The organism is Sphingomonas sp. R86521 (genome assembly GCF_042466235.1).
In the GTDB taxonomy this organism is placed as follows: domain Bacteria; phylum Pseudomonadota; class Alphaproteobacteria; order Sphingomonadales; family Sphingomonadaceae; genus Sphingomonas.
Window position 1 is genome coordinate 1,986,248 of sequence record NZ_JAXHBY010000001.1, and the last position, 18,056, is coordinate 2,004,303.

13 protein-coding genes are annotated in these 18,056 nt (G+C 67.9%); 10 read left to right on the forward strand and 3 right to left on the reverse strand.

Annotated features, from left to right (window positions below):
- Positions 1-31: 31 nt before the first annotated feature.
- The 3 genes from SJY20_RS09190 to SJY20_RS09200 all read right to left on the reverse strand — a co-directional run bounded on the left by SJY20_RS09190 (position 32) and on the right by SJY20_RS09200 (position 1,629).
- Complete coding sequence (locus SJY20_RS09190) at positions 32-715, reverse strand: DUF3053 family protein (RefSeq protein WP_380786458.1); 684 nt, start codon at positions 713-715, stop codon at positions 32-34.
- 87 nt (positions 716-802) lie between these two features.
- Positions 803-961 carry a hypothetical protein gene (locus SJY20_RS09195; protein WP_380786459.1) on the reverse strand — a complete coding sequence of 53 codons (159 nt, stop codon included), beginning with the start codon at positions 959-961 and terminating at the stop codon, positions 803-805.
- Positions 937-1,629, reverse strand: coding sequence for a FadR/GntR family transcriptional regulator (locus tag SJY20_RS09200; RefSeq protein ID WP_380786461.1), 693 nt, complete (start codon positions 1,627-1,629; stop codon positions 937-939). The genes SJY20_RS09195 and SJY20_RS09200 overlap by 25 nt, the downstream gene beginning before the upstream one ends.
- A 174-nt stretch (positions 1,630-1,803) precedes the next feature.
- Between SJY20_RS09200 and uxuA the strand changes: the two genes are divergently transcribed.
- From uxuA to SJY20_RS09250, 10 genes are all read left to right on the forward strand, one after another.
- Complete coding sequence (uxuA, locus tag SJY20_RS09205; protein ID WP_380786462.1) at positions 1,804-2,973, forward strand: mannonate dehydratase; 1,170 nt, start codon at positions 1,804-1,806, stop codon at positions 2,971-2,973.
- 64 nt (positions 2,974-3,037) lie between these two features.
- Positions 3,038-3,235, forward strand: coding sequence for a hypothetical protein (locus SJY20_RS09210; protein WP_380786464.1), 198 nt, complete (start codon positions 3,038-3,040; stop codon positions 3,233-3,235).
- Between the two features lie 137 nt (positions 3,236-3,372).
- On the forward strand, positions 3,373-4,221 hold the full coding sequence (locus SJY20_RS09215; RefSeq protein ID WP_380786465.1) for a TorF family putative porin: 849 nt from the start codon (positions 3,373-3,375) through the stop codon (positions 4,219-4,221).
- A 117-nt stretch (positions 4,222-4,338) separates the two neighbouring features.
- On the forward strand, positions 4,339-4,428 hold the full coding sequence (kdpF, locus tag SJY20_RS09220; protein WP_147080604.1) for a K(+)-transporting ATPase subunit F: 90 nt from the start codon (positions 4,339-4,341) through the stop codon (positions 4,426-4,428).
- A gap of 12 nt (positions 4,429-4,440) precedes the next feature.
- Positions 4,441-6,144, forward strand: a complete 1,704-nt coding sequence (gene kdpA / locus SJY20_RS09225) for a potassium-transporting ATPase subunit KdpA (protein ID WP_380786466.1) — start codon at positions 4,441-4,443, stop codon at positions 6,142-6,144.
- Between the two features lie 13 nt (positions 6,145-6,157).
- On the forward strand, positions 6,158-8,194 hold the full coding sequence (kdpB, locus tag SJY20_RS09230; protein WP_380786468.1) for a potassium-transporting ATPase subunit KdpB: 2,037 nt from the start codon (positions 6,158-6,160) through the stop codon (positions 8,192-8,194).
- Positions 8,195-8,211: 17 nt separating this feature from the next.
- Complete coding sequence (gene kdpC / locus SJY20_RS09235; RefSeq protein WP_380786470.1) at positions 8,212-8,796, forward strand: potassium-transporting ATPase subunit KdpC; 585 nt, start codon at positions 8,212-8,214, stop codon at positions 8,794-8,796.
- Positions 8,797-8,864: 68 nt separating this feature from the next.
- Positions 8,865-11,459 carry a DUF4118 domain-containing protein gene (locus SJY20_RS09240; RefSeq protein ID WP_380786471.1) on the forward strand — a complete coding sequence of 865 codons (2,595 nt, stop codon included), beginning with the start codon at positions 8,865-8,867 and terminating at the stop codon, positions 11,457-11,459.
- A complete protein-coding gene (locus SJY20_RS09245; protein ID WP_380786472.1) occupies positions 11,456-12,145 on the forward strand; it encodes a response regulator transcription factor in 690 nt (229 codons plus the stop codon). The genes SJY20_RS09240 and SJY20_RS09245 overlap by 4 nt, the downstream gene beginning before the upstream one ends.
- A 102-nt stretch (positions 12,146-12,247) precedes the next feature.
- Positions 12,248-18,007: an alpha-2-macroglobulin gene (locus tag SJY20_RS09250; RefSeq protein WP_380786473.1), complete on the forward strand. Its 5,760-nt coding sequence runs from the start codon at positions 12,248-12,250 to the stop codon at positions 18,005-18,007.
- The last annotated feature ends 49 nt before the right edge of the window (positions 18,008-18,056 follow it).

An 18,056-nucleotide genomic window follows, 5' to 3' on the forward strand; every position in this document is an offset into this window, starting at 1 on the left:
AACGCCGGCGACGCCATGCGCCGGCGTCGGTTCAGGATGGCCCGCCGTAGACCACCGACTGCAACTTCGCCTGGGCGGCCATCACGGACTTCTGGCTCGACTGCAACGATTGCAACCGATCGTTGAGGGCGGACCGAACGGCCGGATCTGCGGTCTGCACCGTCGAGCCCGACAGCTGCACCGCGGCGCGATGGGACTGAATGTAGTCGCTTAGGTCGATCGCCTGGCCGAGAATGGTGTTTGTCACCGGGACGATGCCGCCGAACGCCTCGGCCGGCTTCGTCACCAGCCGGTCGTACGCCTTGTCATAGACCGCCTTGACGTCGGCGGGCTGGGCGAGCTTGGCGTGGGCGGCATCGGCCTGCGCGATATCGTCGCGCAACGCGGTGGCCATCGCACCCAAAGACGACTTCACGGTCTGCATTCGCGAGCGCTGCGCAACCAGCTCGTCCAGCGAACTGATCGATCCCACGCTCATCGCCGCGTTCATTTTGGGCGAGACGCTCTCGGTCATCGTTTTGTTGAAGTCGGAGATGATTGCATAGTCGTCGGCATAATGCCCGAACGAGGCGCGCTCGTCGGGCGTGAGCTGCGGGACGTGCATACCGGGCTTTTCGAGCACGCGGGTCTGCAGGAACGCGACGAACGCCTTGCGCTGATCGACGTCGCTGCTCCCGCATCCGGCGAGCAACATCGCCGCCGCTGCCGTAACCATCCATGTCCCACGCTGCATACCGGTCCCCTGTTCGATGCGTCGAACCAGATCGACGAACGTGGTTTGCGAGGCAAGCCCGTTTCGGGGTCAGGCGCGATCGTCGTTCGAACCGGGGCCTGCGAGCGTGCGGGTGCTGGCGCGGTAACGGGCGTGGGTCGAGGCGATCGATCGCCGTGCCTCCTCGACCGCGCGCTCTTCGGTGGTGAACAACAGATGCTCCATCACCGCGGACAGATGCGCGCGCATCGCCAGCCGGGAGGCGACCGGGTCGTGGGTGCGCAACGCATCCAGGATCGCGCTGTGTTCGGCGACCACCGGCCGATATTGGCACTGCGCGCCTTGTCGTGGAGCAGCGCACATTCGGGCGAGGTGGCGCGAGTCAGCCAGAAACTCTCGATCGTCCGCAGTACCGCGGCGTTCCGCGTCGCGCTCGCGATCAGCATGTGGAAATCGCGGTCGGCGTCTTCGGTCACGTCGGGCAGCAAATTCTCCTGGTCGATGCGCTCGACCAGTTCGGCCAGCTGCGCCAGTTCGCCGTCGTCGATATGCACGGCGGCGAGCGCGGCGGCCTCGCCCTCGAACAGGATCCGCGCTTCGGTCAATTCGAACGCAGTGATCGCGAACCCCGGCCGATCGCCCTGGCCCGGCAGCTTGCGCACGAACGCCCCCGAACCGAGGCGAACGACGATGTAGCCCTGGACTTCCAGCGCGATCAGCGCCTCGCGGACCGCGGGGCGGCTGACATTATGCTCCAGCGACAATTCGCGTTCGGCGGGCAGGCGGTCGCCGATCGCATAGCGGCCCGACGACAATTGATCGAACAACAGGCGCGCGAGCCGTTGGTACAGCCGCCCCCCGGCCGGAAGCCCTGCGCCCGAGCTCGGCGCATCGCCGGGAAAGATCGTCTCTGCCACCATCAAAACTCGCCACGGCTACTAGCCCGACAACCTCGGGAAACTGGTAAGGCCAGTTGACCACCTTTAACCGCCGTACGATAGGGGCAAAACGCGGCCACAGATGCACGAGAACGACGTCCGCCGTTCGCAGCACTGGCCGCGTGGCATTCAGGGAGGCCGACAGACGTGCTGATGACGCAGACGATGCGGTGGTTCGGGCCGAACGACCCGGTACCGTTGCAGGGTATTCGGCAGGCCGGCGCTACCGAGGTCGTGACCGCGCTGCACGAGGTGGCGAACGGCGCGATATGGCAGCGCGACGCGATCGCCGCGCGCAAGGCCGTCGTGCAGGATTCGGGTCTCGACTGGACCGTCGTCGAGAGCCTGCCCGTCAGCGAGGGCGTGAAGATCCGGTCGAACGACTGGGACCAGCTGATCGATCATTATCGGCAGAGCCTGACCAACCTGGCGGCATGCGGGATCGACGTCGTCACCTACAATTTCATGCCGCTGCTCGACTGGACGCGGACCGATCTGGCCTGGACGCTGCCGGACGGCGCACGGGCGTTGCGGTTCGAAGCGGTGGCGGTGGCGGCCTATGACATCTTCATCCTTCGCCGGCCGGATGCGGCGGCGAGCTATGACGACGCGACCTGCGCAGCGGCAGAAGCGCGGTTTGCAGCGATGGACGATGCGGCGCGCGCGACGCTGGAGCGGACGATCATCGCCGGGTTGCCGGGGAGCGAGGAAGGCTTCACGTCGGCCGCGTTCCTGCGGGCGATCGAGACGTATGCGGACGTCGACGCGGCGCAGCTGCGCGAGAACCATGTCGCATTCCTGGAGGCGGTGTGCCCGCTGGCGGATACGCTCGGCATCCGTCTGGTCGTTCATCCCGACGATCCGCCATTCCCGATCTTCGGGCTGCCGCGGGTCGTCAGCACCGAAGCCGACATCGCCGCGCTGTTCGCGCGCGTCCCAAATCCTTCGAACGGCCTGTGCCTGTGCACGGGGTCGCTCGGGGTGCGTGCCGACAACGACCTGCCCGGAATGGTCGATCGGCTGGGTAGCCGGATCGGCTTCCTGCATCTGCGATCGGTTCAGCGCGAGCCGGACGGCGCCTTCCACGAAGCCGCGCATCTGGATGGCGACGCCGGGATGGCGGCCGTGGTGGCGGCGGTGCACCGTCTTTCGGTGCGCGAGGCGCGCAGCATCCCGATGCGCCCTGACCACGGCCACCAGATGCTCGACGACCTGAACCGCACCACCAATCCGGGCTATTCGCTGTTGGGGCGAATGCGCGGGCTGGCCGAGTTGCGTGGGCTGGAACGCGGTATCGCGCATGCAGCGGAAGGATCAGCCTGAAGCCTGCGCAGCGTTCGGGGCGAACGGGCTGCCATTTCCAAGCAGGTCCTGCTACCGGACGCAGATGCTCAAGACCCAGATCAAACGCCGCGCCGCCGAAGGTGCGGGTGCCGTACGTCAGCTCGCCGAAATTCGCGCCGCCATCGCCGGCCTGGTCGACGACGACCTGCTCGACCTAGCCGATATCTTCTCGGGCGAGACGCAGACTTGGCTCGGCGAGGTCGCAACCACTGAAGTGAGGCGCCGCAACCTGAGCCTCTGAGCTGAAATACTACGCAAATCCTATGCGGTTTGCCTGAATCGGCCTCGAAACGCTACGCGATCGAAGCCTAATTGCATGTCCTCGCGACGCACCGGTCGAACACGGCCGGCGACGATCGCGCGCTTATGGGGACATGTATGTACGACCTTCGACGTGTTGCGCTGTTCGGTATCATCGCCGCGACCGCGACGCCTGCCTTTGCCCAGGATACCGCGCCGCCGGCCCCGGTGACCGTCAGCGGATCGGTGACGCTCGCCACCGATTACCGCCTGCGCGGGGTTTCGCAGTCCGACAAGGACGGCGCGATCCAGGGCGGGCTGACGATCGCGCACCAGAGCGGCGTGTATGTCGGCGCCTGGGGTTCGAACCTGTCGGGCTGGGGCACGTTCGGCGGATCGAACATGGAGCTCGACCTGATCGGGGGCTACAAGCACAAGCTTGCCGACAACGCGACGATCGACGTCGGTTTGACCTGGTACATGTATCCGGGCGGCGCATCGAAGACCGACTATGCCGAGCCCTATGTGAAGCTTAGCGGCACGACCGGTCCGGCGACGCTGACCGCGAGCGCTTTCTACGCGCCGAAGCAGCAGGCGCTCGGCAAATGGTATCGCACCGGCGCCGATGCCGCCGCGGGGGTTTACACCAATCCCGGCGCCAAGACCGACAATCTGTACCTCACTGGCGACGGCGCGTTCGCGCTTCCCGGCACGCCGATCACGGCGAAGGCGCATATCGGCCATAGCTGGGGCAATGACGGCCTTGGCCCCAACGCGACCAGTGCGGCACCGACCGGCGACTATTGGGATTGGTCGCTGGGTGCGGACACTACGTATAAGAATCTGACACTGAACGTGAGTTATATCGACACCGACATTACGCGTCGCAGTGCTGCGTATCTCCAGCCGAGCTTCAGTCGTGGGCAGGACGGGACCGGATCGATCGCCGACGGTACTTTCGTCGCGTCCCTCACTGCTTCCTTCTGAATACAAAGGACTATCCGATGCAGGATCTACTCTGGATAGCGATCATGGTGGGACTGGTGGCGGCGACGCTGGCCTATGTCCGCCTGTGCGACAACGCCTGAGCCCAAGGACGACATCATGAATCTCGACCTCTGGCTCGCCGCGATCGTCGCGCTCGGGCTGCTTTTCTACCTCGTGGCGGTGCTCATCCGTCCCGAACGCTTTTAGGAGCGCACCCCCATGACTATCCAGGGATGGATCCTAATCCTCGGTTTCGTCGGCATATTGCTGGCATTGACCAAACCCGTCGGCCTGTGGCTGTTCGCCTTGTACGAAGGCCGCCGCACGCCGATCCACGCCATTCTCGGCCCGGTCGAGACGAGCTTCTACAAGCTGAGCGGCATCGATCCGAAGGCGGAGCAGGGCTGGCGCCGGTACGCGGTCCACATGCTGATGTTCAACGTCGTGCTGATGGCGCTGACCTATGCGGTGCTGCGCCTGCAGGGCGTGCTGCCGGGTAACCCGCAGGGGCTGGCGGGGCTCAGTCCGCATCTGGCGTTCAACACCGCGATCAGCTTCACGGCGAACACCAACTGGCAGAGCTATGCCGGTGAGACGACGATGTCGAACTTCAGCCAGATGTTCGGGCTGACGATCCACAACTTCCTGTCGGCCGCGACCGGCATCGCGCTGGCGTTCGCGCTGTTCCGCGGGTTCGCGCGGCGATCGGCTACGACGATCGGCAATTTCTGGGCCGACATGACCCGCGTCACGCTCTACGTCCTGCTGCCGATCTGCGTCGTCGTGACGATCTTCTACATCGCCAGCGGCGTGCCGCAGACACTGGCCGGTACGGTCGACGTCACCACGCTGGAAGGCGTCAAGCAGACGCTGCTGCTCGGCCCGGTCGCGAGCCAGGAAGCGATCAAGATGCTCGGCACCAACGGTGGCGGCTTCTTCAACGCGAACTCGGCGCATCCGTTCGAGAACCCGACCGCGCTCGTCAACCTGGTGCAGATGCTGTCGATCTTCGTGATCGGCTTCGGCCTGACCTGGACGTTCGGCAAGGCGGTCGGCAACACCCGGCAGGGCTGGGCGATCCTGTCGGCGATGCTCGTGCTGTTCCTGGCGGGCGTCACCCTGACCTATTGGCAGGAAGCCGCGGGCAACCCGATCGTCCACAGCCTGGGCGTTGCGGGTGGCAACATGGAAGGCAAGGAGGTCCGCTTCGGGATCGCCGCGTCGGCCTTGTTCTCGGTCGTCACCACCGCCGCGTCGTGCGGCGCGGTCAATGCGATGCACGACAGTTTCACCGCGCTGGGCGGGATGGTGCCGCTGATCAACATGCAGCTGGGCGAGGTCGTCATCGGCGGCGTCGGTGCCGGTATCTACGGCTTCCTGCTGTTCGCGATCCTGGCGGTGTTCGTCGCGGGCCTGATGGTCGGCCGCACCCCCGAATATGTGGGCAAGAAGATCGAAGCCCGCGAAGTGAAGCTGGCGGTGCTCGCGATCGCGATCCTGCCGCTCGTCATTCTCGGCTTCACGGCGCTCAGCGCGGTGCTGGCGGACGGGCTCGCCGGGCCGCTCAACAAGGGGCCGCACGGGTTCACCGAAATCCTCTACGCCTTCACCAGCGCGGTCGGGAACAACGGGTCGGCGTTTGCCGGGCTGACCGCCAACACGCCCTATTACAACGGCCTGCTGGGGGTCGCGATGTGGCTTGGCCGGTTCTTCGTGATCGTGCCCATGCTGGCGATCGCCGGGTCGCTCGCCGCCAAGAAATACACGCCGGAAAGCGCGGGATCGTTCCCGACCACGGGCGTGCTGTGGGTCGGCCTGCTGATCGGGATCATCGCGATCCTCGGCGGTCTCACCTTCCTGCCGAGCCTGGCGCTTGGCCCCATCGCCGATCATCTTGCGATGATCAGCGGCAAAACCTTCTGACGGGACTGTCCTGATGGCACGCACCCCTACAAAATCGTTGTTCACGGCCGAGCTGATCGCACCCGCGATCGGCGACGCCTTTCGCAAACTCGATCCGCGGCAGTTGATCCGCAACCCGGTGATGTTCGTCACCGCCACCGTCGCCGCGCTGATGACCGTGCTGTTGGTCGTCGGGCATGACGGGCTCAGCACCGGCTTCAAGCTCCAGCTCGTTATCTGGTTGTGGCTGACCGTCCTGTTCGGCACCTTCGCCGAGGCGCTCGCCGAGGGGCGTGGCAAGGCGCAGGCCGCGTCGCTCCGCGATACCAAGGCCGAGCTGCGCGCCAAGCTGCTGACCGGGGTCGGCAGGACCTGGGAACTGGTCCCATCGAGCCGGCTGACCGTCGGCGACATTGTCCTGGTCGAGACCGGCGACCTGATCCCGTCCGACGGCGACGTCGTCGCGGGTGTCGCATCGGTCAACGAAGCGGCGATCACCGGTGAAAGCGCACCGGTGATCCGCGAGGCGGGCGGCGATCGTTCGGCGGTGACCGCGGGCACGCGCGTCATCTCCGACGAGATCCGTGTCCGCGTGACGGTCAACCCGGGCGAGGGCTTTCTCGACCGCATGATCGCGCTGGTCGAGGGCGCCGAGCGGCAGAAGACGCCGAACGAGATCGCGCTGACGCTGTTGCTCGTCGGCCTCACGATCATCTTCCTGATCGCGGTCGGGACGATCCCGGGCTTTGCGTCGTACGCGGGTGGCAAGGTGCCGATCCCGATCCTTGCGGCGTTGCTGATCACGCTGATCCCGACGACGATCGCGGCGTTGCTGTCGGCGATCGGTATCGCGGGCATGGACCGGCTGGTGCGGTTCAACGTGCTCGCCAAGTCGGGCCGTGCCGTCGAAGCTGCGGGCGACATCGACGTCCTGCTGCTCGACAAGACCGGCACGATCACGATCGGCGACCGCCAGGCGAGCGAGTTCCGCAGTGTCGGGGGAACGAGCCAGCAGGAACTGGCCGAGGCTGCCAGCCTCGCCAGTCTTGCCGACGAAACGCCTGAAGGCCGCTCGATCGTGGTATTGGCGCGCGAGAAGTTCGGGGTCACCATTTCGGTGTTGCCGGACGGTGCGGAGATCATCCCGTTCACCGCGCAGACCCGTATCTCGGGCGTGCAGGTCGACGGTTCGCTGATCCAGAAGGGCGCGGTCGATTCGATCCTCAAGGCCAACCCAGGCGCCGGGACGACCGCTGCGGCGACCGAACTGCGCCGCATCACCGACGAGATCGCGCGGGCCGGCGGTACGCCGCTGGCGGTCGCGCTGAACGGCAAGCTGCTCGGTGCGATCTTCCTCAAGGACGTCGTCAAGGCTGGCATCCGCGAACGCTTCGGCGAACTGCGGACGATGGGCATCCGCACGGTGATGATCACCGGCGACAACCCGCTGACCGCCGCGGCGATCGCAGCCGAGGCGGGGGTCGACGATTTCCTCGCCCAGGCTACTCCCGAGGACAAGCTGGCGCTGATCCGCAAGGAACAGCAGGGCGGGCGGCTGGTCGCGATGTGCGGCGACGGCACCAACGACGCGCCGGCTTTGGCACAAGCGGACGTCGGCGTGGCGATGAACACGGGCACGCAGGCCGCGCGCGAGGCCGGCAACATGGTGGATCTCGACAGCGATCCGACCAAGCTGATCGAGGTCGTGGGGCTCGGCAAGCAGCTGCTGATGACGCGCGGGGCGCTGACGACCTTCTCGGTCGCCAACGACGTCGCGAAATACTTCGCGATCATCCCGGCGATGTTCGTCGTGCTCTATCCGGGGCTGGGGGTGCTCAACGTCATGCGGCTCGGCAGCCCGGAATCGGCGATCCTGTCGGCGATCATCTTCAACGCGGTGATCATCCCGATGCTGGTGCCGCTTGCGCTGAAGGGCGTCGCGTACAAGCCGATGGCGGCGGGCCCGCTGCTCGCGCGCAACCTCGCCGTCTACGGCCTCGGCGGGCTGATCGCGCCGTTCGTTGGGATCAAGCTCATCGACCTCGCGGTCGGTGGCCTTGGTCTCGCCTGAACCCTGGGAGTTAGCATATGACCAAAGATTTTACCTCCGCGCTCCGTCCGGCGTTCGTCCTTACGATCCTGTTCGCGATCATGCTCGGGATCGTCTATCCCCTCGCCATGACCGGGATCGGACAGGCCATCTTCCCCGCCCAGGCGAACGGCAGCCTGGTGGTCGCCAACGGCAAGGTCGTCGGCTCGACCGTGGTCGGGCAGGCGTTCACCAGCGACCGGTATTTCCAGACCCGGCCGTCAGCGGCGGGCAAGGGCTATGACGGGCTCGCCTCGTCGGGTTCCAACCTTGGGCCGACCAGCCAGGCGCTGGTCGACCGGATAAAGCCCGACGTCGCGAAGCAGCGCGCCGGTGGCAACGCCGGGCCGTTGCCCGCCGACATGGTGACCGCTTCGGGTTCGGGGCTGGACCCCGATATCTCGCCCGACTCCGCGCTGTTGCAGGTGGCACGCGTCGCGCGGGTCCGCGGGCTTCCGGTCGAGCGCGTCCGTACGCTGGTGACCGCGAACACCCAGACCGCGCTGTTCGGCATTCTCGGCGAGCCGCACGTCAACGTCCTGGCGCTCAACCGCGCGCTCGATGCGAGCGGCACCGCGCGTTGAGCGACGCGTCCGGTCGACCGTCTCCCGAGGCCCTTCTGCGACAGGCGTCGCAGGAGGGCCTTGGCCGTTTGAAGATCTTCCTTGGCGCCGCACCCGGGGTCGGCAAGACCTATGAGATGCTCTCCGAAGGCGCCGAGCGGCGTCGTGCGGGCGTCGACGTTGTGATCGGCGTGGTCGAGACGCACGGCCGGATCGAGACCGAGGCGCTTACCCGCGGGCAGGAGATCGTGCCCCGACGCGGCGTCGACTATGAAGGCCACAGCATCGACGAGATGGACCTCGACGCCATCCTCGCGCGCAGCCCCCGGCTCGTGCTGGTCGACGAACTCGCGCACACCAACGCGCCCGGCAGCCGCCATCCCAAACGCTATCAGGATGTCGAGGAGCTGCTGGCCGCGGGTATCGACGTCTATTCGACGATTAACATCCAGCACATCGAGAGCCTCAACGACGTCGTCGCCTCGTTCACCCGGGTCCGCGTGCGCGAGACCGTGCCCGACAGTATCCTCGAGGCCGCCGAGATCGAGGTCGTAGACATCCCGCCGGATGAACTGATCGAGCGGTTGAAGGCGGGGAAGGTCTATCTGCCGCAGGAGGCGACGCGCGCGCTGTCGCATTTCTTCTCGAAGTCCAACCTGTCGGCGCTGCGCGAACTGGCGTTGCGGCGCGCCGCGCAGGCGGTCGATGCGCAGATGCTCGACCATGTCCGCGCGCTGGGTGTCGGCGGGACCTGGGCGGGGGGCGAGCGCATCGTCGTCGCGGTCAGCGAACTGCCCGGTGCCGACGGACTGGTGCGCGCGGCGAAGCGGCTGGCGGATGCGCTGCATGCGCCGTGGACCGCGGTCTATATCGAGACGCCGCGCGCGCAGCATTTCGGCGACGAGGATCATCGGCGACTGGCGGCGGTGCTCGCGCTCGCGACCCAGCTCGGCGGCGCGGTGGCGACGGTTCCGGCGATCTCGGTCGTCGAGGGGTTGCAGACGATCTCCGCCGAAGCGCGTGCGACGCAGCTCGTCGTCGGCAAGTCGTCACGGTCGCGATGGTTCGAGTTCCGTCATGGATCGGTGGTCGATCGGCTGGTCCGCGATACGCCTGGGATCGCGGTGCATGTCCTGCCGATCGTCGGCGCGGGCGTGGCCGTCCGCCAGCCGCACCGGCGCGGCCAGTGGGGCAGCGGGGCCGGCTATGCCTGGACCACGGCGATGGTCGGCGCGGTCACCGGGCTTGCCAGCGGCCTGTTCCACATCCTCGATCTCGGCAACGTGGCGCTGCTCTATCTGTTGCCGGTGATGGCGGCGGCGAGCCTGTTCGGGCTTCGCACCGGGCTGTTCGCGGGCATCGCATCCAGCCTTGCCTACAACTTCTTCTTCCTGCCGCCGACCGGCACGCTGACGATCAGCAACCCCGAGAACGTTATATCGGTCCTCGTCCTGCTGGGCGTGGCGTTCGCGACCAGCCAGCTGACCGCCCGGGTCCGCGCGCAGGCCGACATCGCCGCCGCGAGCGCGCGGACCAATGCCGCGCTCGCCGGGTTCCTGCGCCAGCTGACGTCGCTGACCGAACCCGTCGCGCTGGCCCGAGCGGTGTGCGAGGAGATCGGCCGGTTGTTCGACCTGCGCACCGTGATGGTGGTCGCCGGCGAGACCGGCCTCGTCGTCCAGGCCGCCAACGCGCCGGATCACCGGCTCGAGACGATGGAACTCGCGGCGGCGCAATGGGCGTGGGACAACGGCGTGCCGGCGGGGCGCGGGTCGGCGACGCTGGCGGCGTCCGAATGGTTGTTCCAGCCGCTGCGATCGGGCGACCGGACGCTGGCGGTGCTGGGGCTGGCGCGCGAAAGCGGCGGCGATCCGCTCCGCGCCGACCAGCTGCCGTTGCTGATGAGCCTGGTCGACCAGGCGTCGCTCGCGTTGGAGCGATTGCGGCTGGAGGTCGAGATGCGCGATGTCGATGCGGTCCGCGAACGCGACCGGCTGCGGCAGGCGTTGCTGTCGTCGGTCAGCCACGACCTGCGCACCCCGCTGACGTCGGTGATGGCCGCCGCCGCCGAACTCCACCGCGGCGCGACCCCCGAACTGATCGCGACGATCGAGACCGAAGCGGCACGGCTCAACCGCTTCGTCGGCAATCTGCTCGACATGGCGCGGGTCGAGGCGGGCGCGCTTCGGCTGCGCGTCGAGCCGACCGACCTGACCGATGCGGTGGCCGGCGCGGTGCACGATACCAAGCGCGCTCTGGATGGCCACGCGATCCAGCTCGACGTGCCGCCCAATCTGCCGCTGGTGAACGTCGATCCGCAGCTGTTGCATCACTGCCTGCTCAACCTGCTCGACAACGCCGGACGCTATGCCGATCCGGGGACGCCGATCGTGGTGCGCGGCGAGCATCGTTACGGCATCCTGACGCTGTCGGTGATCGACCAAGGCCCCGGATTGCCGCCCGGTCGCGAAGCCGAAGTGTTCGAGACGTTCCGCCGGCTGGAGGGATCGGACCGCGCGATCGGCGGAACCGGGCTCGGCCTCGCGATCGTTAAAGCGTTCGCCGAGGCGATGGGGATGACCGTGGAGGCGGCCAACCGCGAAGGCGGCGGAGGCGCGCGGTTCAGCCTGTGCTTCCCCAAGGGCCTGCTGATCCGCGACAGCGAAGGAGCGATCCTGGCATGAGTGGCCCCCGCGTCCTGATCGTCGACGACGAACTCGCGATCCGCCGCCTGTTGCGCAACACGCTGGAGCGCACCGGCTATGACGTCAGCGAAGCGGTCGACGGCGCCGATGCGCTGAAGGTCGCCGCCGCGCTGCGCCCGACCGCGATCATGCTCGACCTCGGCCTGCCCGACCGCGACGGGCTGGAACTGGTGCCGTTGCTCAAGCGGCTGGGCGACCCGATCATCTTGGTGGTGTCCGCGCGCGACGCCACCGACCAGAAGGTGGCGGCACTCGATCTGGGTGCCGAGGATTATGTCACCAAGCCGTTCGATACCGAGGAGCTGCTGGCGCGGCTGCGCGTCGCGCTGCGTGGGCGCGGTACCGTGTTCGTCAAGCCGACGGTGCTGAAATCGGGTAATCTGACCATCGATTTCGAGCATCGGATAGCGCGTCGTGGTGATGAGGAAGCGCATCTGACCCGCAAGGAATATGACGTGCTCTCAGCGCTCGCGACCGCGCCGGGGCGGGTGGTGACGCACCAGAAGATCATGGAAGCCGCGTGGCCGAACGACCATGATCGCCGTGTCGAGTATCTGCGCATCGTCATCCGCAACCTGCGCGCCAAGCTGGAGGGAAGCGCCGGCGTCGGCAGCGTGATCGCGAACGAACTGGGCGTGGGGTACCGGCTGCTCGTCGATCCCTGAGGCCGGCCCTGAGGTCGCCCCTGAGGCAGCCTTGCCGTAGCGTATCGCACTGGACTTGTCTGCGCGCCGGACTAGGTTCGCGCCGGGCAGGGGAGCACGGGAATGGGTTTGAAACTTCGGTTGGCGTGCCTGGCGCTTGCGATCGCGCCGGTTGCGGCGTTCGGCGATGCGACCCCGCAGGTCGTGCTCGCGACCCCCGGCTTGGGCAATGGTGCGATCGAGCGCTTCACGATCCGCTTCAGCCAGGCGATGGTCGCGCTCGGCGATCCGCGCGCGCAGGGACCGCTGGAGGTCACCTGCCCGATCGGTGGCGAGGGACGCTGGGTCGATCAGCAGACCTATGTCTGGGACTTCGCGACGCCGCTGCCCGGCGGCACCGCCTGCGAGATTAAGACGCGCGCCGGACTGAAGAGCGCTGGCGGCTATGCGCTGGGCGGACAGCAGAGCTTCAAGGTGGATGCCGGTGGTCCGGTCGCGCGCGCGGTCCTGACCGGCGGAGAGGACAGCGACATCGAGGAGGACCAGGTGTTCCTGGTCGCCGCGAACATGGCCGCGACCCGCGCTTCAGTCGCCGCCAACGCCTATTGCGCGGTCGACGGGATCGGCGAGAAGATCGCGGTCGACGTGCTGCCTGCCGAGCTGCCTGCCAAACTGCTCGGCGAACTCGGGACCGAGCGTTACGAGGTCCGGAACTTCCTGGAATCCGCCGGCCTGCCGACGACGATCCCGACCGTCGCCGCCGAGCGTGCGAAGATGCTGTCGAGCGTCACCGCGCTGAAATGCCGCCGTCCGCTGCCCCCCGGCCGCGACATGGCGCTGGTCTGGGGCGCGAAGATTTCCGGCGTGGGCGGTAAGCTCGCGGGCGCCGACCAGCGCTTCGACTATACGGTGCGCAAGCCCTTCACCGCGCGGTTCGAATGTTCGCGCGTCAATGCGCAGGGCGGGTGCAGCCCGGTCGAGAAGGCCTATGTACGCTTTTCCGCGCCCATCGCGATGAGCCAGGCGGCGGCGATCCGGATCGAGACTGCGGACGGCAAGTCGATCGCCCCGGTGTTCGACACGGACGACAAGAAGGAGGCGACGATCGACACGATCACCTTCGCCGCGCGCCAGGCGTTCGGCACCACCGGCAAGGTCGTGTTGCCCGCCGGGGTCAAGGACGAGAGCGGCCGTGCGCTCGCCAATGCCGAGCGTTTCCCGCTCGAGGTCCGTTTCGACGCCGCGCCCCCGTTGGTGAAGTTCGCCGCGAATTTCGGGATCCTGGAGGCGAAGCAGGGCGGCGTGCTGCCGGTCACGGTCCGCGCGATCGAGCCCGAACTGGCCGGCCGCAGCTTTGGCGTGAACGGCCAGAGCGTCCGCGTCGCAGGGTCCGACGGCGAGATCGCGAAATGGCTGCGCACCGTGTCCAAGGCGGGCGACACCGATATCGAGGATATCGAGCGCGGCCCGGAGGGCAACAAGCAGACCATCCATATCAACCATACCGGCGAGAAGCCGATCCTAGCCGCCGGGCTGGGCGCGCCGATGAAGGTCGCGCTGCCGGGCAAGGGCAAGGATTTCGAGGTCGTCGGCATTCCGCTGACCAACCCCGGCTTCTACGTCGTCGAACTGGCGAGCCCGGTGCTGGGCCGCGCGCTGCTCGGGCGCAACGTGCCGCGCTACGTCGCGAGCGCGGCGCTGGTCACCGACATGGCGGTGCATTTCAAATGGGGCCGCGAGCGCAGCCTTGCCTGGGTCACGCAACTGTCCGACGGCAAGCCCGCCGCCAACGCCGACGTCCAGGTCACCGACAGCTGCACCGGCAAGCTGCTCGCGCGCGGCGTCACCGACCGCACCGGCGGGCTGTTCGTGCCGGCCGGGCTGCCCGAGCCCGAGACCTATGGCAATTGCGAGTCCGAGGGCGCGCCGCACCCGCTGATGGTGTCGGCACGACGCGGCGGCGACTACAGCTTCACGCTGACCGAATGGGGCAACGGGATCAGTCCCTACGACTTCGACCTGCCCTACGGGTATTCCACGCGCGGCGAGATGGTCCACACCCTGTTCGATCGCGCGCTCGTCCGGCAGGGCGAGACGATCCACATGAAGCATATCCTGCGGAAACCGGGCGGCGGTGGGTTCGCGCTGGCGCCCGGCGTGACCGGCACGCTGCGGCTGACGCATCGCGGGTCGGACACGCAGTTCGACCTGCCGTTGTCGATCGACGCATACGGCGTCGGCGAGAATGCGTGGAGCGTGCCGCAGGGTGCGCCTATGGGTGATTATGCGCTGTCGATCGAGGCCGAGGGACGCACTATCGCCCTCGACCAGACTTTCCGCGTCGACGAATACAAGCTGCCGACGATGCGCGCGACGGTGACCGGGCCGAAGGGTGCAGCCGTGCGCCCGGCGAACCTACCGCTCGACCTGTTCGTCGGCTATCTGTCGGGCGGCGGGGCCTCAAACCTCGCGGTCGACCTGCGCGTCGGCTGGTTCGCGCACAGCGCCACGCCCGAGGGCTATGACGGCTACACGTTCGGCGGTCGCGCGGTGACCGAGGGCGTCAAGCCGCTCGACGGCGACGGCGAAGAGGAAAAGACCGAACTGCCGCCGACCCAGACGCTGCCCGCGACTTTGGGTGGGGACGGTACCGCGCGCCAGGTGGTCGAGGTGCCGCAGTCGCTGGACGGCAATGCCGACATGCAGGTCGAGATGGATTACCGCGATGCCAACGGCGAGACGCTGACCGCGTCGAGGACGATCCCGATCTTCGCGTCGGGCGTGCAGCTGGGGGTCAAAACCGATGGCTGGCTGATGAAGCAGGACGATCTGCGGCTGCGCTTCGTCGCGCTGGATACCGCGGGCAAACCGATCAAGGGCCAGAAGATCTCGGTCGCGCTGTACAGCCGGCAGATCCTGACCGCGCGGCGGCGGCTGATCGGCGGCTTCTATGCCTATGACAACCAGATGCGCACGACCAAGATCGCCGCGACCTGTTCGGCGACCACCGACGCGCAGGGGCTGGCGATGTGCAAGGTCGATCCCGGCGTCTCCGGCGAGGTCTATGCGGTCGCGACCACCGTCGACGCCGACGGCCACGTCGCGCGCGCGGTTCGCAGCGTGTGGCTGGCGGGCGACGAGGACTGGTGGTTCGGCGGCGACAATGGCGACCGCATGGACCTGGTCCCCGAGCAGCAGACGTACAAGTCGGGCGAGACCGCACGCTTCCAGGTGCGGATGCCGTTCCGCGAGGCGACGGCGCTGGTGACGGTCGAGCGCGAGGGCGTGTTGTCGAGCTTCGTCACGCATCTGTCGGGCACCGATCCGGTAGTGTCGGTGCCGATGGACGGTGCCTATGCGCCCGACGTGTTCGTGTCGGTGATGGTCGTGCGCGGACGCGTCGAGAGCGGGTTCTGGAGCTGGGTGCACGGCATCGCGCGTTCGCTGGGCCTGTCCAGTGGCCCCGACGAGGCACAGGAACCGACCGCCCTGGTCGACCTGGCCAAGCCCGCCTACCGCATCGGCATCGCCAAGGTGAAGGTCGGGTGGGAAGCGCACCAGCTGAAGGTGGCGGTGAAGGCCGACCGCGAACGCTATGCCCCGCGCGACACCGCGCAGGTGATGGTCCAGGTCCGCACGCCTGACGGCAAGCCGGCACGGACCGCCGACGTCGCCTTCGCCGCGGTCGACCAGGCGCTGATGCAGCTTGCGCCCAATCCGAGCTGGGACGTGCTGACCGCGATGATGGGCGAGCGCCCGTTGTCGGTGCTGACCTCGACCGCACAGATGCAGGTGGTCGGCAAGCGGCATTACGGCCGCAAGGCGGTCGAGGCGGGCGGCGATGGCGGGGGCGCTGGCGACGTGTCCGGCCTCAACCGTGAGAACTTCAAGCCGGTGCTGCTGTGGCGTGGCCGCGTCGCGCTCGATGCGCAGGGTCGTGCGAAGGTCGCGGTGCCGCTCAGCGACGCGCTGTCGTCGTTCAAACTGGTCGCGATCGCCACCGATGGTGCGCAATTGTTCGGCACCGGCAGCACCGACATTCGGACCGCGCAGGACCTGTCGATCTATGCCGGGCTGCCGCCGCTGGTGCGGACCGGCGATCTGTATGCGGCGCAGTTCACGCTGCGCAACGGATCGACCAAGCCGATGACGGTCACCGCCACCGTCGACGTCTTCCCGCGGGTCGCGGCGGGCAAGCCGCTGACCGTGACGATCCCGGCGGGGGGCGCGGCGCCGATCGCGTGGAACCTGACCGCACCGGACGGCGTGAGCACGCTGCGTTGGCAGGTCAGCGCACGCACGGCAAACGGCCGTGCGGCGGACAAGGTGACGGTGTCGCAGGACGTCGTGCCGGCGATTCCGGTCGAGGTCTGGGCGGCGACGCTGGCGCGTGTCGGGGAGGGATCGATGATCCCGATCGCGGCACCGGCCGGCGCGATCGTCGGTCGTGGCAGCGTCGACATCCGCCTCGACGACAGTCTCGCGCCACCGCTCAAGGGCGTGCGCGATTACATGACCGCGTATCCGTACAACTGCTTCGAACAGCGGCTGTCGCGGATCGTCGTGCTGGGCGATGCGGCGGGCTGGGCGCGGCTGGCGGGTGAGATCCCGACCTATCAGGCGTCCGACGGGCTGCTGCGGTATTTCCCTGGCGATGGGCTGAACGGGTCCGAGGCGCTGACCGCCTATGTCCTGTCGATCACCGGCGAGGCCGGGCTCGCGGTTCCCGAAGCGGCGAAGACCAAGATGGTCGAGGCGATGAAGGCGGTGCTCGACGGCCGGTTGCGGCGCGAGGATTACGGCGATGTCCGTCTGCAGCGCGTCGCGGCGCTGACCGCGCTGGCACGTGCCGGGGCGGCGACACCGGCGATGCTCGGCCAGATCGGGATGCCGCCGGCCGACATGCCGACCGCGACGCTGGCGGATTATCTGGCAGCGCTCGACCGTATTCCGGGTCTCGCCAACGGTGCCGCGTTGCGCGCCGAGGGCGAGCGCGTGCTGCGGACGCGGCTGGTGTACGAGGGTACGCGGCTGGACCTGTCGGATCAGGGTTCGGCGTCGTGGTGGCTGATGTCGTCGGGCGACGAGGCGGCGATCAAGTCGGTGCTGGTGACGCTGGGTCGGCCGGGCTGGCAGGACGATGCGCCGCGGATGATGGTCGGGACCGCGCTGCGCCAGTCGCGCGGGCATTGGGATACGACCACCGCCAACGCCTGGGGCACGGTTGCCGCGCGGAAATTCGCCGGGCTGTATCCGGCGGAGGCGATCGCGGGTACGACGACGCTCGCCTATGCCGGGCGGCAGATCTCGCGCGGTTGGCCGCTGGCGTCGGACCAGCGTGTGGCGTCGTTCCCGCTTGCCGCATCGCCAGCGCCGCTGCGGATGGCGCAGGCGGGCGGGGCGGGGCCGTGGGCGACCGTCTCGGTGTCGGCTGCGGTGCCGCTGACCCGGCCGCTGGCGGCGGGGTATCGGATGACCCGTCAGGTGTCCGTGGTGCAGGCGCGCAACCCGGGCCGGCTGACCCGCGGCGACGTGGTGAAGGTGACGATCACCGTTGACGCGAGCGCTGAGCGCAACTGGGTGGTCGTCAACGATCCGATCCCGGCAGGTTCGACGATCGTCGGCGATCTGGGCGGGCAGTCGGCGATGCTGCAGTCGGGCGAAGGCGGCGAGGGTGTACAGCCCTCCTATGTCGAGCGCGGCCGCGACGCCTGGCGCGGATACTTCGCGTGGGTGCCGCGCGGGCGGTTCACGGTGGCGTACACGCTGCGTTTGAACGGTGCGGGACGGTTCGGGTTGCCGCCGAGCCGGGTCGAGGCGATGTACTCGCCGGCGATCCGCGCGGCTGTGCCGAATGCGGTGGTCGTCGTGGGGGATCGGTGAGCGGGTTCTATCGCGGTGGCGGGAGAACAGGAGTCGCGCGCATAGCACG

Bases quoted from the DNA above. Each gene is read 5' to 3' on its own strand.
- SJY20_RS09190 (WP_380786458.1), bottom strand. From the start codon at position 715: ATGGTTACGGCAGCGGCGGCGATGTTGCTCGCCGGATGCGGGAGCAGC.
- SJY20_RS09195 (WP_380786459.1), bottom strand. From the start codon at position 961: ATGCGCGCGCATCTGTCCGCGGTGATGGAGCATCTGTTGTTCACCACC.
- uxuA (WP_380786462.1), top strand. From the start codon at position 1,804: ATGACGCAGACGATGCGGTGGTTCGGGCCGAACGACCCGGTACCGTTG.
- SJY20_RS09210 (WP_380786464.1), top strand. From the start codon at position 3,038: ATGCTCAAGACCCAGATCAAACGCCGCGCCGCCGAAGGTGCGGGTGCC.
- SJY20_RS09215 (WP_380786465.1), top strand. From the start codon at position 3,373: ATGTACGACCTTCGACGTGTTGCGCTGTTCGGTATCATCGCCGCGACC.
- kdpF (WP_147080604.1), top strand. From the start codon at position 4,339: ATGAATCTCGACCTCTGGCTCGCCGCGATCGTCGCGCTCGGGCTGCTT.
- kdpA (WP_380786466.1), top strand. From the start codon at position 4,441: ATGACTATCCAGGGATGGATCCTAATCCTCGGTTTCGTCGGCATATTG.
- kdpB (WP_380786468.1), top strand. From the start codon at position 6,158: ATGGCACGCACCCCTACAAAATCGTTGTTCACGGCCGAGCTGATCGCA.
- kdpC (WP_380786470.1), top strand. From the start codon at position 8,212: ATGACCAAAGATTTTACCTCCGCGCTCCGTCCGGCGTTCGTCCTTACG.
- SJY20_RS09245 (WP_380786472.1), top strand. From the start codon at position 11,456: ATGAGTGGCCCCCGCGTCCTGATCGTCGACGACGAACTCGCGATCCGC.
- SJY20_RS09250 (WP_380786473.1), top strand. From the start codon at position 12,248: ATGGGTTTGAAACTTCGGTTGGCGTGCCTGGCGCTTGCGATCGCGCCG.